This window comes from Chitinophaga deserti, assembly GCF_003149455.1.
Lineage (GTDB): Bacteria > Bacteroidota > Bacteroidia > Chitinophagales > Chitinophagaceae > Chitinophaga > Chitinophaga deserti.
The window spans coordinates 323,152-342,034 of the sequence record NZ_QFFK01000007.1 but is presented as its reverse complement, the minus strand read 5'-3'; the positions used below and the strand labels follow the sequence as shown (position 1 = coordinate 342,034).

Below are 18,883 nucleotides of genomic sequence, written 5' to 3'. Positions count from 1 at the left end.
TCCCCCACTACTAGGATTTATTAAAAAATATCATTAGTATTGTCCGGAGGCCATATTCCCGGCAAGGTGACTTAATGATGGACGAAGCGTTTTTCAGGGCAACATATGAACGGTATTGGTCCAGGTTATACAGTGTATGCTACTTTACCATAGGATCGCGCGAGGCCGCGGAAGACGCGGTGACGGAGGTATTTATGTCCCTGTGGAATAACCGCGACCGGCAGGTGATCGAGAATATGGACCATTACCTCGTGCGCGCAGCCAAGAATCTCTCCCTTAAATATCTCATCCGCCAACGTAAAATGGATCAGGCGCTCCTGCGGATGGTGGATACCCTCCAGGATCATCACCGCCATTCCGACCCGGAACGCCCCCTCGAAGTGAAGGAAATAACGGCTATGGCCCGTAAAACCCTCGACTCCCTTCCGGAAAAGACCCGCAGCATCTTCCTCATGAACCGGGAAGAAGGACTTACCTACCAGCAAATAGCAGAACGTACCGGATTATCCGTCAAATCAGTGGAATACCATGTTTCCAGAGCGCTCCGTGCCCTTAGCCAGTCGCTCCTCGTCATCCTCCTCGAGTGCTCCCGCCACACTTCCGGCACCATTTAAAAAAATATTTTAAGAATTGTTTAGGGTATAGTGCTTCAAAAGGAACTTATACTATGGGACCATTCCCTGCATTAGCATGAACATATCTAAGACGCTCATCGACAAATTCGCCCGTGGTGAATGTACCGACGCCGAACTGGCCGACGTGGCCCTATGGCTGCAGGACGGTGAAACCGGCGATATTCCGCTTATCCCGGGCAACCGTGATGCTATCTGGCTCAAGATAGAAGCACGCAGAAAGCCAGTACGCCGCCTTCCCCTCCGCTGGGTTGCCGCCGCTGCCGCCGTTTTACTGGCCGGCGCGGCAGTATATGGCCTGCGCCTGCTGAATGCTCCCCGGGAGCTGACGGTTCAGGTAGCCGAAGGCAAAACCACCCGCCTCGTATTGCCGGACAGTTCCGTCGTATTCCTCAAAGGCCCATCCATATTTCGTTATCCCAGCCGGTTTGGTTCGGGAGCACGTATCGTGCACCTGACAGGGAACGGCGCCTTCGAAGTTCGCGGTAACGCAGGAAGCCCCTTTACTGTGGTCAGCGGCTCCGTGAAAACCACCGCCCTTGGCACATCCTTCGAAGTACATGCTCCGGCAGGCAGTAATGATGTGAATGTATGGCTGCGGTATGGGAAAGTTGTGGTTTCCCGGGACCGCGACAGTCTTTACCTGAAACCGGGTGAAGCTATTGGCTATACCGGAGCCAAACGGACCCTCCGCCGGGCAGCACCGGAAACTTACCGCAGTGGCGTATTATACTTCAACCGGGCTGGCCTGGAAGAAGTGATCACCAAACTTGAGAATTATTACAACATCCATATCGTTGCAGACTCCGCATTAACCAGCCGGGAGTGGCAGGTGACAGGGGAATTCGTCCGGGAAGAACCGGAATTCGTTATCCGAAACATCGCCTTTATAGCCGATGTGAAATACAGGATAAAAGGCGACTCCCTCTGGCTCCTACCACAAACGAACCAACAGGAACCATGATATAAAATCCATCCTGTGCATTTTACCATTTAACACATTCATCCTGCGAACCGTAACCCGCGGGCGGCACCGGTGTGCCGCAGGGAATCGTATTGCCCGTATCAAAGTATACAAACCAAAATCCATGTAGAAAAATGCAACATGCTCCACGATGTTTCGCAACGAACACAGCCCGCGGCCTTCTGCTGGCGCTGTTTATGATTTCCATGTTACCGGTGGCGGCCCAGGCGCGTTCAGGCGCTAAAGAGCTCGACACCAGAAAAATTTATCTCAACCTGCCTTACGACAAACTGCCGCTCGACCGCGTGTTCGCAGAAATAGAAAAGCAGGCTAACATCCGGTTCCTCTATGATGCCGCAGCCTGCAACGCCGGACAAACCGTACAGCTGCAAGTCAGGAACCAATCACTTCACAATTTCCTCATCTACCTGAAGGATGCCACCGGCCTCGAGTTCAAACAATCAGACCGCTACTTCTCCGTGCGCCCTTCCAAAATGCCTGCCCCTAAATCCGTAGCTCCGGAAGGCAGCATCATTTCTGCTAACAGCCCTCCCCGCGACAATACCATCAGCGGTAAGGTGACAGACGGTTCCGGCACTCCTCTCATCGGTGTAAGCGTTCAGCTGAAAGGAACCAGCACCGGCGTGGTTACCGATGCAGAAGGTAAATATTCCATCAGCGCGCCCGCTAATGCTATACTCATTTTCTCCTATGTAGGATATGAAAAGCAGGAAATAACACTGGAAGGTGAAACCTCCGTGAATGTACTCATGCAGAACACCGCCGGCGGACTGGACGAAGTGGTAGTAGTAGGTTACACCAAACAGAAAAAGATTTCCATCGTGGGATCTCTGGTAACGGTAACGGGCGACGAACTGAAACAAAGCCCTGCCTCCAACCTGTCTAACGCACTGGCAGGAAGGCTTCCCGGCCTCATTGCCATGCAGAACAGCGGTTCCCCCGGCGCCGATCACTCCCGCATCCTCATACGCGGCTATTCCACCTCCGGAGATAACAGTCCGCTGATCCTCATCGATGGTGTGGAACGTACCATGAACAATATCGATGTGCAGGAGATAGAATCCATCACTGTACTGAAAGATGCATCCGCCACCGCGCAATATGGTATACGCGGTGCAAACGGTGTAGTGGTGGTAACTACCCGCCGCGGAAAGGCCGGTCCTCCCAAAGTAGACTTCAGCGCCAACTATGCCGTTAATAAGGCCACACAGCTGCCTAAATTCCTCGACTCCTACAACCACGCAACTTTATATAACGAAGCCCTCGCCAACGACGGCAGATCACCACAATATTCCGAAGAAGCATTACAGAAATACAAAGACGGATCAGACCCTATACGCTTCCCTAATACCGACTGGGTAAATCTCCTCTTCCGCGAAACCTCTCCCACTCAACGTTACAACCTGAGCATCAATGGCGGTAACGATAAGGTGAAGTACTTTGTATCCGCCGCATACCTGAACCAGGAAGGTATTCTCCGTAAGTACGATAATCCGGATTATGATACCCGCGATGTATTCCGCCGCTGGAACTTCCGTTCCAATATCGACATTGCGCTGTCCAAAGACTTTAACATAGCCGTGGACCTGGCCGGTGTAATTACCAGCAAACACGCACCCACTGCAGGCGTGGAAGGTGATATGCTCCGCCAGGTATATTGGTACCAACCCACTTACCTCGCACTCCTGCCTGATGGCAAGATCGCACAACCAGGCGCACACACCCAGAACCCCATTGGTGACCTCAGCCGTACGGGGTTCACAGAAACTTTCGACGGCACCGCACAGGGTACGGTACGTGCTCTCCGCAAGCTTAATTTCATTACCGAAGGCCTGAGCGCCGGCCTCAACTATTCCTTCGACCGCGCATTCAACTACCGGATGAACCGTACACAGGGTTACGGTATGTATGTTTGGGATCATGCCACTAATATGTCGCGCTTACAGCTGGGTAACGACTCCAACCTTGAACCGATTACCGAAGCATCCAGCTCACCCAACTACGCACTCAACTTCGAAGGCTTCCTGAACTACCAGAAGCAATTCGGTAAGCATAACGTAACCGGGATGGTACTGTATAACCAACGGAAAAGGGTTATTCAGGGCTCCCAGTACGGAAAGCCTTTTTTCGTACAGGGCGTTATGAGCCGCTTCAGCTACAACTATAACAACAAGTACTTTGTGGATGTAAACGGCCGGTACGACGGGTCGGAGAACTTCCCCAAAGGGTCACGCTTCGGCTTCTTCCCCTCTATGGCAGCCGGCTGGATACTCACCAGCGAGCCTTTCATGAAGGATGTATCTTTCATTAACTACCTCAAGCTCCGCGGCTCTTACGGCGTGGTGGGTAACGACCAGATCGGCGGCAGGCGCTTCCTCTGGCAGAGCATCTACCAGGCAGGAACGGGCTATAGCTTCGGGCAGAACGGCGAAGTATGGTACAACGGTTTGAGTGAAGGCTCCGCAGGCACCCGCAATGTTACCTGGGAGAAACATAAAATCCTCAACGGTGGCCTCGAAGCCCGCTTCTTCCACGATAAACTGGCCATCAACCTCGATGTATTCTCCAAGAACGTAACCGACATCCTCATTACACCGGGTACCATTGTAGGCACTTACGGCGGCCCGCTCCCTGCCATCAACATGGGCGAAACCAAAAGCCATGGCTTTGAACTGGAGCTGATCCATACCAACGAAGTGAACAAGAACTGGGGCTATCATGTGAAGGGCAACATCAACTTTACCAAAAGCACCGTGGTGTATGCAGATGAACCTCCCCGTCGCTACGACTGGCTGATGCGTACCGGTCACCCCATCAACCAGTACTTCGGTTATAAATCGCTCGGCTTCTTCCAGAACCAGGATGAGATCAACAAAAGCGCTACCCAGTTTGGTACGCTGATCCCGGGTGATATCAAATATGCTGACCTCAATGGCGACGGTGTTATAGACCCGAACGATCAGACATCTATTGCCGGCACCGACATCCCCACGCATACCCTTGGCGCATCTTTCGGTGTACATTACAAAGCGTTTGATTTCAGTGTATTGTTCCAGGGTGCATTTGGTGCTTACACCCGCCTCGAAGGCTTTGCCGCTTACGAATTCTTCAGCAACGGGAAAGTAACCGAGAAGCACCTGGGCCGCTGGACACCTGCAACGGCAGCAACTGCCACTTATCCTGCACTGCATGCCACGCTCAATACGAACAACACCGTAGGTTCCGACTTCTGGCTGAAACGTACGGATTACGTGCGCCTGAAGAACTTCGAGATCGGGTACAGCCTGCCTAAATACCTGGTGCAACGCCTGCGCCTGCAGGGCATCCGGTTTTACGTGAACGGGCAAAACCTGTGGACGAACATGAAAGACATGAAAGACTTCCAGTTCGACCCCGAGGCCCCATCCGGCAATGGCACCTTTTACCCACAGCAGAAGATTTACAACTTCGGCGCTACCGTTAGTTTCTAATTCCTGATCCTGAAAGATTAAATCATGAAGAAAATCTCCACATACCTCCTGCTCCTCGCCACCCTCGCCGGCGGAGCGTCCTGCAAGAAAGTGCTGGACCAGGCCCCGCAGCTGGATTATGATGAAACGAAAGTCTTCGGCGACATTGATCTCACTAATCAATTCCTCACCGACGTTTACGCATATACTTTTACCAAGCCCGGTAACTTTATGGATATCGGCAACTCCACTACCGGAGCCGGTACCGAAGAACTGGACAATTCATTTGGCGGTACGCCGGTTGAAAAGTACCAGAACGGCTCCTGGAGCCCCAATGATAATCCGGACGATATCTGGGCCTACACTTACCGCACTATCCGCAAGTGTAACCTCCTGCTCCAGAACCTCGACAAAGTGCCTAACAAGCACGCAGGCCAGGTAACACAGTCCGACCTTACGCCACGCCGTATGAAGGGAGAAGTATTCTTCCTCCGTGCCTGGAACTACTGGGAGCTGCTGAAACGTTATGGAGGTGTACCCATCGTAACACAACCGCTGGACGCAGATTCGGAAGTACTCCGGAATGCCCGCCGCTCTTCTGTAGATGAACTCGTGCAGTTCATTCTCAAAGATCTGGACAGCTGTAGTGCCAATGCAGAAATTCCCCTGGTATGGTTTGGACCCGATCCCAATAATCCCGGAAAGGAATTGAACCGCGGTAACATCGGGCGGGCCACCAAAACGCTTGTAAAGGCCCTCAAATCCCGCATGCTGCTGTATTATGCAAGCCCGCTTCATAATCCTGACAGCGCTGCCGCCAAATGGAGAAACGCTGCAGAAATCTCCAAATCCATCCTCGACGATGGTAAATACACTTTGGCACCAATTTACCAGAACGTGTTCCTGTTCACTGACAATAACGAAGTGCTGCTGTCCAGCAACCGGGCAGCGTTCAGCGAAGCCATTGCAGACCCTGCAGGCATGGGCTGGGGCGGTACCAATCCTACCCAGAACATGGTGGACAAATACAACATGAAAAACGGAAAGGAAATCACGGATGCCACCAGCGGCTACAACCCGCAGGATCCTTACAAAGACCGTGATCCCCGCTTCTACGCTTCTATCAACTACCACGGTGCCGTTCATAAAAATGTTACCCTCAGCATGTTGCCTAGCGGCAACCAGGACCCTGCCATTGGCGGAGACTGGTCGCGCACCAGCTACTACATGCGTAAGTTCCAGAACGCCAACAACCAGAGCGGTGTACGCAGGTTCTTCCCCATTGTCCGCCTCGCGGAGATCTATCTCAACTATGCCGAAGCACTGAATGAAGCCGATGGGCCTGTTGCAGAAGTATACAATGCCATGAACACCCTCCGCCGCCGTGCTGGCATTACGGAAGATCTGCCGGCCGGAATGGATAAGCATGAAATGCGCAGGCGTATCCGGGATGAAAGAGCCGTGGAACTCGCCTTCGAGAAGCAACGCTTCTGGGATGCCCGCCGCTGGAAAAAAGGACCTGAAATACTCGGCACCGATATTTACGGTGTACGTGTTACCCGCAACGGGGCAGGAACGCTGGTGTATACCTACATTCGTGTAGAATCCCGTGCTTTCAGTGACAAGATGTACTTATTCCCCATCCCGCAATCAGAAATCGATAAAAACCCTTCAATTCTGGATCAAAATAAAGACTGGCAAAAATGATAAAATTCCTAATGATGATGGGCCTGCTCGGGCAACCGGGCGGCCCAGGGCCTGCGGTGCAGGAAAAACCGAAATACATGTGGTTCGATGCGGAAGCTAACTTCAAACGGTTCTCCAGCAAAGACTCCATCCGTTTTTACCTCGATAAAACGAAAGCCGCAGGTTTCAACCAGGTGGTGATAGATGTACGCCCCATTTACGGTGACGTGCTCTACAAAAAAACGAAAACCATGCACCCGCTTACGCAGGTAGGGAAAGACAAGCGCAATGTGAAATGGGATTACCTCCAGGTGTTTATCGACGAAGCGCGCAAGCGTAACCTGAAAGTAAGCGTATCCACTGCCATCTTCCCCGCTGGCCACCCGCAAAGCGGAACAGGCCCCGCCTATCGCGATAAGCAATTGTCCGGCAAATCAACCCTTGAGCATACGCCCAACGGGATGAAAGACATCCGGACAGACAAGTCGAAAGTAGCCGCATTCCTCAACCCCATTATGCCGGAAGTACAGGAATACGCGCTGAACTTCATCCGGGAAATTGTAACGGGGTATGATATCGACGGATATGTACTGGATTATTGCCGCTTCGCGGATGTGGAGAACGATTTCTCCGACTACACCCGTCAGCGCTTCGAAGCACATATCGGTAAAAAAGTAGCGCACTGGCCCGAAGACATCTTTAGCTGGGAAAAGCATGATGGACAAAAAGTCCGCAAAGACGGGCCGCTGGCTAAACAATGGTTTGCTTTCCGATCTGGTGTGATCACTGATTTCATAACCCGCGCAAGGAAGGAGATCAAATCCATCCAGCCCGATGTGCAGCTGGAATACTGGGCAGCTTCCTGGTATGGTCACCTTTACAGTAATGGCCAGAACTGGGCCAGTAATACATACGATCCTTCCACTGAATACTCCTGGGCTTCCCCGGAATATAAGCAAACAGGCTTCGCCGGACAGCTGGATGTGTTTATGAACGGCACCTACCTCGAAAAGACATACGGCAAAAACGACCCGGAGTCTATCGAATTCGGGCTGGCACGGGGTAAGCGCATTATTGGAGATGCATGTAAAATGTACGGCAGTCTTTACGCTTTAAACCACTCCGATATTGAAGACCAGGTGTATGTGTGCCTTACCCAGAGTCAGGGTCTTGTGATGTTTGATGTGGTGCAGGTGATCGAGTTTAATCTTTGGGACCGTATTAAGTCCGGCATTGTACGGGCAGAGCGGGACCTGAGCAAATAGCTAGTTTTAGCGGAAACTTACATATATGGAAAAACGGGGCACTTTTGTGCCCCGTTCGTGTTTTACCAATTCAACGTTATACTATTTCGATAAAGAAAATGCCGGTAGTTTAATCACCGCCCCGCCCTGCTGCGCTGATGCATGCGCCAAAATACCAACGCAGGTGATATTCGCAGATTGCACCGCATTGGGATAGGGTTGTGTACCGGTTTTAAGGGCATCCAGGAAAGCATGCACCAGGTGTGGATGCGAACCACCATGTCCACTCCCCTGTGTGAAGGAAAGGTGCTGCTTACCCTCCGCATCATACACCCCATGCCGGGTAAAGGAACGGATCTGTTCAGGGAGTAAATGCGCATAATCAGGACACTCCGTTTCTGCAGGAATTTCTGGCTCCGGGCGCTTGGCGGTATGCACTACCAGCGGCTGCCCTTCTATCAACGGCCATTCCACCGACTGCTTTGAACCATATACCTCGAAGCTTTCGCGGTACTGGCGCGCCACATCAAAGAGGGAGCGGTAGATGTGTGCGCTCACATCACTGTTGCGGAATTTGATATGCGTGGTTTCTACTGCGTAGGGGGAATTATAGAACTGATGCATTTCCTCGCGGATGGTGCCGGAGCCGAAGCAGGAAACATATTCCGCTTCACTGCGCATCAACCCCAATACCGGTCCCACACAGTGGGTAGCGTAATACATGGGCGGCAGGCCCGGCCAGTAACCCGGCCATCCGTCCATATCCTGCTGGTGGCTTGCTTTCAGGAACTGTACCTTCCCCAATTCTCCTTTTTCGTATTTCTCTTTCATGAACAGGAACTCCCGGGCATACACCACAGTTTCCATCATCATATAGATCAGATTCTTTTCACGGGAGAGCGCTACGATCTCTTCACATTCCTCAACCGTGGTGGCCATAGGCACTGTACATGCTACGTGCTTACCGGCACGGAGGGCTTTGATCGCCTGCTGCCCGTGGTCAGGGATGGGTGTGTTGATATGCACGGCATCGATGTTGGGATCGAGGAGCATTTCATCGTAGTCTGTATACCGCCCGGCAATACCAAAAGCATCACCGATCTCGTTGAGGCGGGATGCGGTTCGCTGACAGATAGCAGTCAGTTTCGCATCCGGGTGTTTGAGGTAGATGGGAATGAACTCTGCGCCGAATCCCAGGCCGGCGATGGCAACATTGATAGTACGGTTATTCATGACTCAGTGTTTTAAAAGTTGTTGGAGGAAGGCCAGTCCTTCCCGGCCGAAAGTATCCTGGTCCGGCGCCAGCTGCTTCCAGATGCATACGGCTCCCGCTAATTCCTGCACATCTGGTGTAAAGCTTTCGATAGATAATACGCCTTTGTACGCCACATCCCGCAATGCATCACGGAGGGAATTCCAGGGCGTTTGCCCCGTTCCGGGAATACCCCGGTGGTTTTCTGATACCTGCATATGCGTGAGCCACGTTCCGGCAGTACGGATGGCTTCCCCGGGGTCTCTTTCTTCGATGGACATATGAAAACTGTCCAGCCCCACTCCTGCCGCAGGATGCGCTATATCTTCCGCCATACGCCTTGCATCGGCGGCGGTATTCACAAGATCGGATTCGAAACGGTTAAGCGGCTCAATTGCCAGGCGTACACCCTGTTGTTCCGCTATCTTACATACCTCAAGTAGTCCCCTCACCGCCAGGTCCCACTCCGCCTTCCGCTGTGCTTCCGGAAGCTGGCGGGCTTTCCCCACTGCCGAATACATCGGCCCGGCAAACACAGGCGCATTCCATTCCGAACAAAGTTCCAGGCACTGGCGCATGTAAGCAATGCTTCCTGCACGTACAGACGGATCCGTATGCGTTAAATCCCTAGAAGGACCGAAAGCTCCGCATACAACAACCTTCAACCCCGTTTCTTCCAACGCACGGCGAACTGCCATGGCATCGATCAGTTCCGGGTACTCTGCCGGTATCTCTACCGCGCCAAAGCCCATCTCACGGATCTTGTACAGCAAAGGAACGGATTGCGTGGTGAAGGGAGAAGTCCAGAGCCAGGTGCTGGCGCCCAGCGTAATATTCTGCATGATCAAGAATTTGCGTGTTACACCCGGAGCCGGCAGGAGCCTGGCTTTTTGCCGCTCCTGCCATGCCGGGAATCTGTAACGCGGAATATTAAAATGTGGATTAACGTACTACTTTCATTACCCCGTTCATGATAGACCAGTGGCCGGGGAAGGTGCAAACAAACGGATAGTCGCCCGCTTCCGCAGGTACGAGGAAACGGAGTGTCACTGTTTCCTGCGGGTTCACGAGCCGGGTAGCGAAAAGCACTTCCGGCATATCGGGCACATAATTCATCTCCGCGCCTTTTGGATCAGCCGCCAGCTTGTTAGCTGCCTGCCCAACAGTTTGTAGTGTACCCGGCCGCACGATCACGAGGTTATGCTGCATGAAATCAGGATTCTCGAGTACAACATCTACCACCGTTCCCGCTTTCACGGTAAACGAAGCCTGATCATATTTCATTTCATTCTGAATCACTTTCAGCAACACTGTCTGATCCGCTTTCCCGGCGGGAGCCTGCGTGGTCGAAGCATCCTGCTTATGGAGATAGGTGTAAACGAATGTTTCTGCGAGGCTGCGGTCACTGAACAGTTTAATCCCATCTCCGCCGAACACTTTCTCTGTTTCATATAACCACTCACCGGCAAGGGGTATTTTTTTCCCGCCTGCTTCAATGTACATATCCTCCGGCTTGCCGTAGATACCGCCGCCACCACCTGTATCTATCACTTTTACTGCAATGATGTTGCGTCCCGGTTTCAGTACACCGGCAGCTAACTTATATTTCCGTGGCTGCGCCCATAGCTTATCCGTTTTCCCTACCGGTTTCCCGTTTATAAATGTTTCGTCGGAATCATCCACCGGCCCGAGCGATAATAGGGCTGGTTTACCCGCCATATCCGCAGGAATATCTGCTGCCAGGCGGAACCAGACGATGCCGTCTATTTCCAGTCCGGCTTCTTCAAAATATTGCGGCAGCCGCATTTGCTTCCATGCTTTATCGTCAAGCGCAGGCGCTGAGCGGTTCACTTCTGCTGGAGCTGCTTCTCCAAAGCGGGGATTCGCTTCCAGAAATGCGGTAATGAAACCCTTACGGTGACGGGCTGCTGCGGTGTATACACCTTTAGCCAGCCAGGGGTCTTTCTGTACTGCCGGTTCCTGGCTAAAGCCATACAGCTTACGGCCCAGTTCATCGGAAACAGGAAGGCCGGCCAACGCTACAAACGCGGCCAGCCTTGTATTTGGGTCTGAATCGTTCAGGATATTACCGGCCAGCGCCTGCTGACCATTCCAACGGTGGCGTGCCAGTATCTGCACCGCTGCTTTACGCACTGCCGCATCTTCGTGACGCAGCGCTTTTTCAATGACATTCCTTTGGGAGGCGGAAGCGCCCAGTCCATCGATGGCCCAGAGGGCGTGTAATGCGGCAGGAGCTTTTCCTGCCGTCATTTCCGCCAGTTGTTGCATTTTAGTTGTGTCCTTCTTTTCTACCAGTAACCTTTGCGCCGTCATCCGCCAGAAGAGGTTCTCGTGGCTGAATGCATCGAGGTAGCTGCCGGCATCGCTGAGCTTCACCGCAGGTGAGGGCTTAGATGCACGGTGTACCACGCGCCATATACGGCCATGCGTTTTATCGCGCAGGGGATTCTCGTAAGCATTCCCTTTTCCGTTCTCCGCCGCATACCCTCCTCGCTCGGGTGTGGGCGTGGGGTTATGCTGCACAATGAAATTATACCAGTCAAGCACCCATACAGCCCCATCCGGCCCCGTTTTGGCATCTACCGGGCTCACCCACTCATCTGCAGAGGCAAAGAGATTCCAGCCATCTTTCTCGCGGAAACCGGCACCGTCTTTTTCTATACGTGCCACATGCACCACGTGGCCGGTAGGCTCGCATACAAATGCTGTGTTATTGTAAGAGGCTGGGTAGGAAGCGGCCGTGTAAAAAGCATGGCCCGCAGCGGCAGTGAACCCGCCGAACACATCTACCTGGCGTACGAGCCCTGTGATGGGATGCATGGCGTAATGCCCGTCTATCTTCATACTTCCGGCAACAGGGGCGCCTTCCACACCCACCAGCGCAGCATTGGGGATACCCATATAAACACTGTGGGTGTTATTGGCAGTGGAAGCAAATACATCATTGGCTGCATTGAAACCCAGCCCCCAGGTATTATTACTCGTAGGAGTCATGAACTCAAACTGAGACATATCGCGCGCAAAACGGTACACACCCTGTCCGAACTCCTGGAACCGGCCACCGGCATTGCCTTTAAAGCCGGAATAACCTACCGTTCCCCAGATCATATTGTCCATTCCGTATTGGAGGTTCGAAGGACCGGCATGCGTATCAAATGTACCCCAGCCCGAAAGAATCGTTTTCCGCACATCGGCCTTATCATCCCCATTTGTATCCTGTAAAAAGAGGAAATGCGGAGCCTGTGAAACGATGATGCCGCCATTGGCAAAAACAAGACTGGTGGGTATATTGAGGTGATCAGCGAAGATGGTGAATTTATCTGCCCGTCCATCGCCATCCGTGTCTTCACATATCTTGATCCGGTCATCGCCCTGCCCTTCCGTGCCACGCACGGTATTGGGGTAATCCACCGTTTCAATTACCCAAAGCCTTCCCTTCTCATCCCATGCCATGGCGATGGGATTGATGATATCAGGCTCTGATGCAAAAAGCTGCAGTTCACACCCGGGAGGTACCTGGATTAGCTTCGCGGAAGCTTCCGGACTAAGGGGCAGCTGATAACGCGGTGCAGGATCCCGCTTTTCGTAATTGGGTATATTGGCTTCGTCGCGGTATTCGAGGGTGGGCATGGATGCACGCCATGCTTCCCATCTCTTTTTTGCTTTATCGCCCGCTGCCCATAGGATACCGTTCTTCAGCAGCTGATGAAAGCCGGTCTGGCTCCAGGTACGTTCATCGTGACCATAGGCGGTATAAAATACCCGTCCGCTGCCATACTCCTTCACCCATGTCCAGGGTTCATTGCGGCCTTGTTCAGGGCGTTCCTGCAACACCGTACGGTCGTCGGAAAGGTGATCGTGTATATAGGTTTCATCCCAGGTTGTGAAAGGCTGAAGACCCTGCATAACGGGATGAGTGGTGTCAAGCGTAGTAACATTGAATGTACCAGTATCGTGTGTTTTGAATTGCCCGCCTGTCATCTTCACGAACTCAGCAGAATTACGGAAACAATAGCTGGCACAATGTACCGGCACAAATCCTTTCCCTCCCTTCACAAACCCCAGCAACGCGGCTTCCTGCGAGGGTGTAATAGAATCATGGTTGGCATACAACATGAGTACGTCGTAATGCCGGAGGATTTCCTCATCCAACACTGCCGGATCATCGGCATAGGTAAACTGGATACCTTCCGTTGCCAGCGCAGACGCCAGCAGCGGCATATACTTTTCAGAGTGGTGATGGGTAGAGGCATGCCCGAGGAATAGCACCTGCAAGGGGCCTTCGTGCTCCCGTCCGCATGCCGTCAGCATGGTAATAATCAGTACGAGTACAACGTGGAATCGAATTTTCATGACTGTCGTAATTGAATTCCAAATTGCAACTTAAAAAAATGAAGGCATTCCTCGATATTGTCGGATTCAGACTGTATTTTGTCATGGATTTCGGATTAACTTCTATATCAGGACAAATAACAGGTATATATGAAAGCCGTTCAAAAAGTAAGGATCTCACCCGACAGTGCATTTGCATCCCATCACCTGCATGCCCCTCACTTCGATCACAACTGGCATTTCCATGCAGAGTACCAGCTGTTTGTGGTACTGGAAGGCACCGGCACCCGCTTCATCGGCGATCATGTGGAGCCTTTCTCTCCCGGCGACCTTGTGTTTACCGGGCCTGATCTGCCGCACCTCTGGCGCAGCGACCCGGAATATTTCGAAGGTGACCGCACTAAGCAAACGGAAGGTGTGGTGATCTATTTTCATGAAGACCTCCTCGGCCAGGCGCTTCTGGGCAAAAACGAAGCCCTGCGTATCCGGCAATTACTGGCCCGCACCCGCAGGGGTATCCGGTTCACCGGCCACACCCAACAGGAAGCAGCCAGGCGCATGAAGGAATTACCCCCGCTGCGCGATTTCGACCGGGTACTGGCACTCCTTCAATTACTGCACTTCCTTTCAGAGTCGGAAGAATACCACCTGCTGGCAGGGGAAGGTTATACCAATGTCCTGAAAGCGGAAGACACCGAGCGGATGAATCACGTACATGCCTATGTGATGCAGCATTTCAGGGAAAAGATCAGCCTGGAAGCAGCAGCCGCCCTGGCTAATATGACCCCCACTTCGTTCAGTCGCTACTTCCGCACCCACGCCAACAAAACCTTCTCCGACTTCCTCAGTGAAATCCGTATCGGATATGCCTGCAAACTACTGCTGGAAAAGAAACTCGACGTGGCGCAGATCGCCTACGAAAGCGGGTTCCAGACACTTTCCAACTTCAACCGCCAGTTCAGGGAAATCACCTCTTACAGTCCCCTTGCCTACCGCCGCACCTATGCCGATGCCGGATACCCGGGAAACAGGCCGCCCCATACCGAAGACTGACAAATAAGTTTGCACCTGCTCCCCGCTTTGTAATATAACTGTAAAACGTAATTCGATCCTACGTCCTGCTGCAGCGGCCGTATGTATTTTACTATGGAGGCATCATGTCAACCGATCTATATGCTGATAAGCGGGCCCTTCCGCGTAACCCACAGAGCAGTATTCTTAGCGAGCGCATTTCATCATGTACATGAATTCCCTGGAAGTGTTTGTAGAACGATAAGCATTCATCAACCAAATAAAACAAACCCTCATGGTCTACGAAGCCCAAGGCCGTTCTATGCGAACGCGCTACCCTCTGTCCTTTTCATTAAAGGCCCTCATCCTGGCCGCCCTATTGTTTTCCGCAGTATGGCAATCAGCCTCCGCACAATCCATGGAAATGAAAGTCAATGCCTCCAATCCGAACCTGCCGGACTGGGTGAAGCTGATGTACAGCGCCAACCCTGATCCCGAGAAGGTCACGGAAGCATTTGAGCGTTATTACGAAACGCATCCCTTTGTGAAAAACGAGTACACACAGTACTACAAAAGATGGCTCCGCGAAGTGAGCCGCAACCCTTACAGCGCACCGCCCGATAAAGGGCCTAATGAGAAAGACCGCCAGCTCGGCCGCGCTTACCTCCAGCGCTCCAACGAAACAGCTCAGTTGCGCTCCCTCAGCGGTGTGGCTAACTGGACCTGCGTAGGGCCTGTCAATTTCGACAATGGCGCCTCCGGCACCAGCTATGCCTCCGGCGCAGCACACGTCTACACAGTAGAGCAATCCCTCAGCAACACCAACGTGCTGTATGCAGGCACTGCAAATGCGGGATTGTTCAAATCCACTGACAAGGGCCTCAACTGGACAGCCCTTACAGACAACATGCTCGTGAGCAGCATCGTGAGCATTGAGATCGATCAGCTGAATGCCGACATCGTTTACTTCGGCGGCGCCAGCAGGCTTTATAAAAGCACGAATGGAGGAACCAGCTTCTCTCAGGCTGGTGATGCCACCTTCAACAGCGTGAACCATTCGATCAACGACATCGTATCACGCCCGGGGTTCAACAATACCCTGTTCGTAGCTTCCAATCAGGGCCTTTACCGTTCTCTGGACGCCGGAGCTACTTTCACACAGCTTATGACCGGTATTTTCCAGGAAGTGGAATTCAAACCGGGAAGCAACACTACGGCTTATGCCATCCGGCAGACAGGTGTTAAAACTGAATTCTATAAAAGTACCGACGGTGGAGCTACCTGGACCATCAAAACCACCGGATGGCCCAACCCCACTGCTTCCGGTGAAGAACAGAAACGTACCGAAATCTCCGTGACGGCAGCCAATGCCAACATTGTATATGCCCTCGCGACAGGTGCTGCCAATGGCGGCAGCGGTCTTTACGGGATATATAAAAGCACCGATTCAGGAGAAACATGGTCTTTCTCCTGCTGCGGTAGCGGTCCCGGTGGGCCACCAAACGCCACCACGAATAAAAACCTTATGGCATGGGCAGACGATGGTTCTGACGACGGCGGTCAGTATTACTACGACCTTGCCCTCGACGTAGATCCTGCCAACGCCAACAACCTCCAGCTGGGCGCAGTAAACCGCTGGGTGAGTACCGATGGTGGCGTGAACTGGACCTGCCCCGCCAAATGGAGCCATTCCAACAAAGTGAACTATGTGCATGCAGACATTCACGATATCCGCTTTTACGGCAGTGATCTCTGGATCGCCTGCGATGGCGGTATTTTCTATAGCAACGACGGCGGCGCCAATTTCCAGATACGCATGAAAGGCATTAAGGGAACAGATTTCTGGGGCTTCGGCGTCGGCAACTGGGAAGGCAACAATGTGATGGTGGGCGGCACCTATCACAATGGCACACTGCTGAAGGATAACAATACCTATACCGATGGCTGGATCAGCACCGGTGGTGGCGATAACTACCTCGGCGCGGTTTCCTATGCCAACGACCGCATCGTGGTATTTGATTACGGCCGCAAACAACTTACCGGCAGCCGCAGCACTGCACCACTTACATTGCCCAATGGCAAGCTCCCTAACCGCTCTTACACCATCGGCCAGAGCAGCGATATTATCTGGGACGCACAGTATTACAATACTATCTGGCTGGGCGAAGGCAATGCTTTATGGAAATCAACCGATGCAGGTGCTACATACACTTCCGTATACGACTTCGGGGAAAAGGTCGGCTGCATAGCAGTAGGCTATCAGAACCCCTCCACCATGTATGCCGCTACGCTGGGAACAGTGAAGAAAGTGATGCGCAGTACCAACGGCGGCACCAGCTGGACGGACGTTACACCCACAGGCCTCTCCAGCAGCTCCGTTGCTTTTGATATCACCATCAGCGCTGCCAACCCCGATCACATCTGGGTGGCGCGTGTGAATTCAACCGTAGACGGACAGAAAGTATTTAAATCCACCGACGGCGGTACCACCTGGACCAACCTCAGCACTACCCTCCTGAACGGAGAGCAGGTAACGGAGATCCTGCACCAGCGTGGCACCAACGGCGGAGTGTATATCGGCACCAAACGGTCTGTTTACTACCGTAACAATGCCATGGCCGACTGGGTATTGTACAACACCGGTCTTCCCGCACTTACCTTCTGCACCCGCTTAGCGATCGATTATAAAGATGCCAAACTCATCAATGGCACCAACCGCAGTGTGTGGGTAAGCGACCTGTACGAAACCTCCGCACCCCAGGCGCTCATAGCAGTGGACGCAGCCACTAAAACCGTGGGAGACACAGCACGTTTCTACAACAACTCCGCCCAGCAGGTTACGAGCGCAGCCTATAGCTGGACGTTCCCCGGAGGTACACCGGCAACATCCACCGCGCGTAATCCAAAAGTGGTATACAGTGCAGCTGGAACATATAACGTATCGCTGACGGTGACGGACGATCAGGGAAATAACAGTCTTACGAAAACGAACTTCATTACCATCACCGGAGGCAACGGCCTCATCGACAGTGCCATTTACGAACTGAAGCCCGGCAACGCCCTTACGAGGAACCTGCAGGTAACAGGCGGCGGTACTGCAGACGGTACCAACGTCAACATCCTGCTGGATAACAGTGCCAACTACCAGCGCTGGAAGCTCATCAACCTCAGCGGCGGTTACTACAAACTGCTGCCCCAGCACACCACCGGTAAAGCGCTCGACGTGAACGGCGGCGGCACGGCAAATGGTACCAATGTGCATATGTGGACGGATAATAGCGGAAACGCCCAACGCTGGAAGATCGTAAGCGCAGGTGGCGGGTTCTTTAAACTGCAGGCAGCTAACGATCTTACCAAAGTAATGGAGGTGGCTAATGGCACAGATGCAGATAATACAAACGTGCAGATTTATACAGACAATAATACCGCAGCTCAGAAATGGCGCTTCGATATTATATCTGCACCCGCATGCGGCGGAGGTACCATTCCGGCAAAAAGCAACTGGACGGTTAAATACTTCTCTTCCGAAGAAGCAGTTGGCGAAGGAGCCGGCAATGGCCGTGCCATTGATGCCATTGACGGGAATACGGCTACTTACTGGCATACCGCATGGTACAGCTCCTCTCCCACGCACCCGCATGAACTGCACATCGACCTCGGCGCATGTGCTACTATCGGGCGATTTGGATACCTGCCCCGTCAGGATGCAGGCACCAATGGCACTATTGCCGGTTATGAAATATACACCAGCTCCGACGGCGTAAACTGGGGTACTGCAGCAGCCACAGGTACCTGGAGCACCAGTGGTAAAACGGAACGTGTAGTTACGTTCACTGCACGCAACGCCCGCTTCGTACGGCTGAAAACGCTTTCTTCCATCAGCAGCGGCGCATGGGCCAGTGCGGCAGAAATCAATGTTTATGCACCTGCACCTGCAGTGGCAGCTGAACCGGAGGAAACCACCGTTGCGAAAGTGAGCAACGTCCGCGTATTCCCCAATCCTGCACAGCAGTTCGTAAACATACAATTACCTGCAGGCATTAAGCTTCCGGTGCGCTTCTGGGTGCATAACATGGACGGTAAGCTGCAGCAGTTCGGTATCTTACAACAAACTGCTTACCAGCTTAACACCAGTCATCTGTCCAACGGCATGTATATCCTTACCATAGAAACACCCGGCGGCAGGGAAACTTCCCGCTTCGTGATTCAGCGTTAACCATTTTACGGGCGCACCGGCAACGGTGTGCCCGTTTATCCCCTCCCGCCTCGAA

The 18,883-nt window shown here is 52.8% G+C and carries 10 protein-coding genes; 7 read left to right on the top strand and 3 right to left on the bottom strand.

The features are described from left to right. Nucleotides 1–74: 74 nt before the first annotated feature. The 5 genes from DEV76_RS17965 to DEV76_RS17945 all read left to right on the top strand — a co-directional run bounded on the left by DEV76_RS17965 (nt 75) and on the right by DEV76_RS17945 (nt 8,017). Nucleotides 75–614, top strand: a complete 540-nt coding sequence (locus tag DEV76_RS17965) for an RNA polymerase sigma-70 factor (protein WP_109699300.1) — start codon at nt 75–77, stop codon at nt 612–614. A 76-nt stretch (nt 615–690) separates the two neighbouring features. Next, nucleotides 691–1,596, top strand: a complete 906-nt coding sequence (locus DEV76_RS17960) for a FecR family protein (RefSeq protein WP_109699299.1) — start codon at nt 691–693, stop codon at nt 1,594–1,596. 134 nt (nt 1,597–1,730) lie between these two features. Beyond that, on the top strand, nt 1,731–5,087 hold the full coding sequence (locus DEV76_RS17955) for a TonB-dependent receptor (protein WP_109699298.1): 3,357 nt from the start codon (nt 1,731–1,733) through the stop codon (nt 5,085–5,087). Nucleotides 5,088–5,111: 24 nt separating this feature from the next. Continuing rightward, entirely contained in the window at nt 5,112–6,773 is a 1,662-nt protein-coding gene (locus DEV76_RS17950) for a RagB/SusD family nutrient uptake outer membrane protein (protein ID WP_109699297.1), read from the top strand. After that, complete coding sequence (locus DEV76_RS17945; protein WP_198652116.1) at nt 6,770–8,017, top strand: alpha amylase family protein; 1,248 nt, start codon at nt 6,770–6,772, stop codon at nt 8,015–8,017. Before DEV76_RS17950 ends, DEV76_RS17945 begins: the two co-directional genes overlap by 4 nt. Nucleotides 8,018–8,098: 81 nt before the next feature. On the opposite strand, the gene DEV76_RS17940 is transcribed toward DEV76_RS17945, so the two are convergent. The 3 genes from DEV76_RS17940 to DEV76_RS17930 form a co-directional block, all read right to left on the bottom strand. Beyond that, nucleotides 8,099–9,229 (bottom strand): Gfo/Idh/MocA family oxidoreductase, encoded by a 1,131-nt coding sequence (locus tag DEV76_RS17940; RefSeq protein WP_109699296.1) that lies wholly within the window; start codon nt 9,227–9,229, stop codon nt 8,099–8,101. A gap of 3 nt (nt 9,230–9,232) precedes the next feature. Next, entirely contained in the window at nt 9,233–10,090 is an 858-nt protein-coding gene (locus tag DEV76_RS17935; protein ID WP_198652115.1) for a sugar phosphate isomerase/epimerase family protein, read from the bottom strand. A gap of 100 nt (nt 10,091–10,190) precedes the next feature. Beyond that, a complete protein-coding gene (locus DEV76_RS17930; RefSeq protein WP_109699295.1) occupies nt 10,191–13,622 on the bottom strand; it encodes a PVC-type heme-binding CxxCH protein in 3,432 nt (1,143 codons plus the stop codon). A gap of 129 nt (nt 13,623–13,751) precedes the next feature. On the opposite strand from DEV76_RS17930, the gene DEV76_RS17925 reads away from it, so the two are divergent. After that, entirely contained in the window at nt 13,752–14,654 is a 903-nt protein-coding gene (locus tag DEV76_RS17925) for a helix-turn-helix domain-containing protein (RefSeq protein WP_109699294.1), read from the top strand. 253 nt (nt 14,655–14,907) lie between these two features. After that, complete coding sequence (locus tag DEV76_RS17920) at nt 14,908–18,828, top strand: RICIN domain-containing protein (RefSeq protein ID WP_109699293.1); 3,921 nt, start codon at nt 14,908–14,910, stop codon at nt 18,826–18,828. Nucleotides 18,829–18,883 lie beyond the last annotated feature (55 nt).

Coding starts and splice junctions, on each gene's coding strand:
- DEV76_RS17965 (WP_109699300.1), top strand. CDS start 75: ATGATGGACGAAGCGTTTTTCAGGGCAACATATGAACGGTATTGGTCC.
- DEV76_RS17960 (WP_109699299.1), top strand. CDS start 691: ATGAACATATCTAAGACGCTCATCGACAAATTCGCCCGTGGTGAATGT.
- DEV76_RS17955 (WP_109699298.1), top strand. CDS start 1,731: ATGCAACATGCTCCACGATGTTTCGCAACGAACACAGCCCGCGGCCTT.
- DEV76_RS17950 (WP_109699297.1), top strand. CDS start 5,112: ATGAAGAAAATCTCCACATACCTCCTGCTCCTCGCCACCCTCGCCGGC.
- DEV76_RS17945 (WP_198652116.1), top strand. CDS start 6,770: ATGATAAAATTCCTAATGATGATGGGCCTGCTCGGGCAACCGGGCGGC.
- DEV76_RS17940 (WP_109699296.1), bottom strand. CDS start 9,229: ATGAATAACCGTACTATCAATGTTGCCATCGCCGGCCTGGGATTCGGC.
- DEV76_RS17935 (WP_198652115.1), bottom strand. CDS start 10,090: ATGCAGAATATTACGCTGGGCGCCAGCACCTGGCTCTGGACTTCTCCC.
- DEV76_RS17930 (WP_109699295.1), bottom strand. CDS start 13,622: ATGAAAATTCGATTCCACGTTGTACTCGTACTGATTATTACCATGCTG.
- DEV76_RS17925 (WP_109699294.1), top strand. CDS start 13,752: ATGAAAGCCGTTCAAAAAGTAAGGATCTCACCCGACAGTGCATTTGCA.
- DEV76_RS17920 (WP_109699293.1), top strand. CDS start 14,908: ATGGTCTACGAAGCCCAAGGCCGTTCTATGCGAACGCGCTACCCTCTG.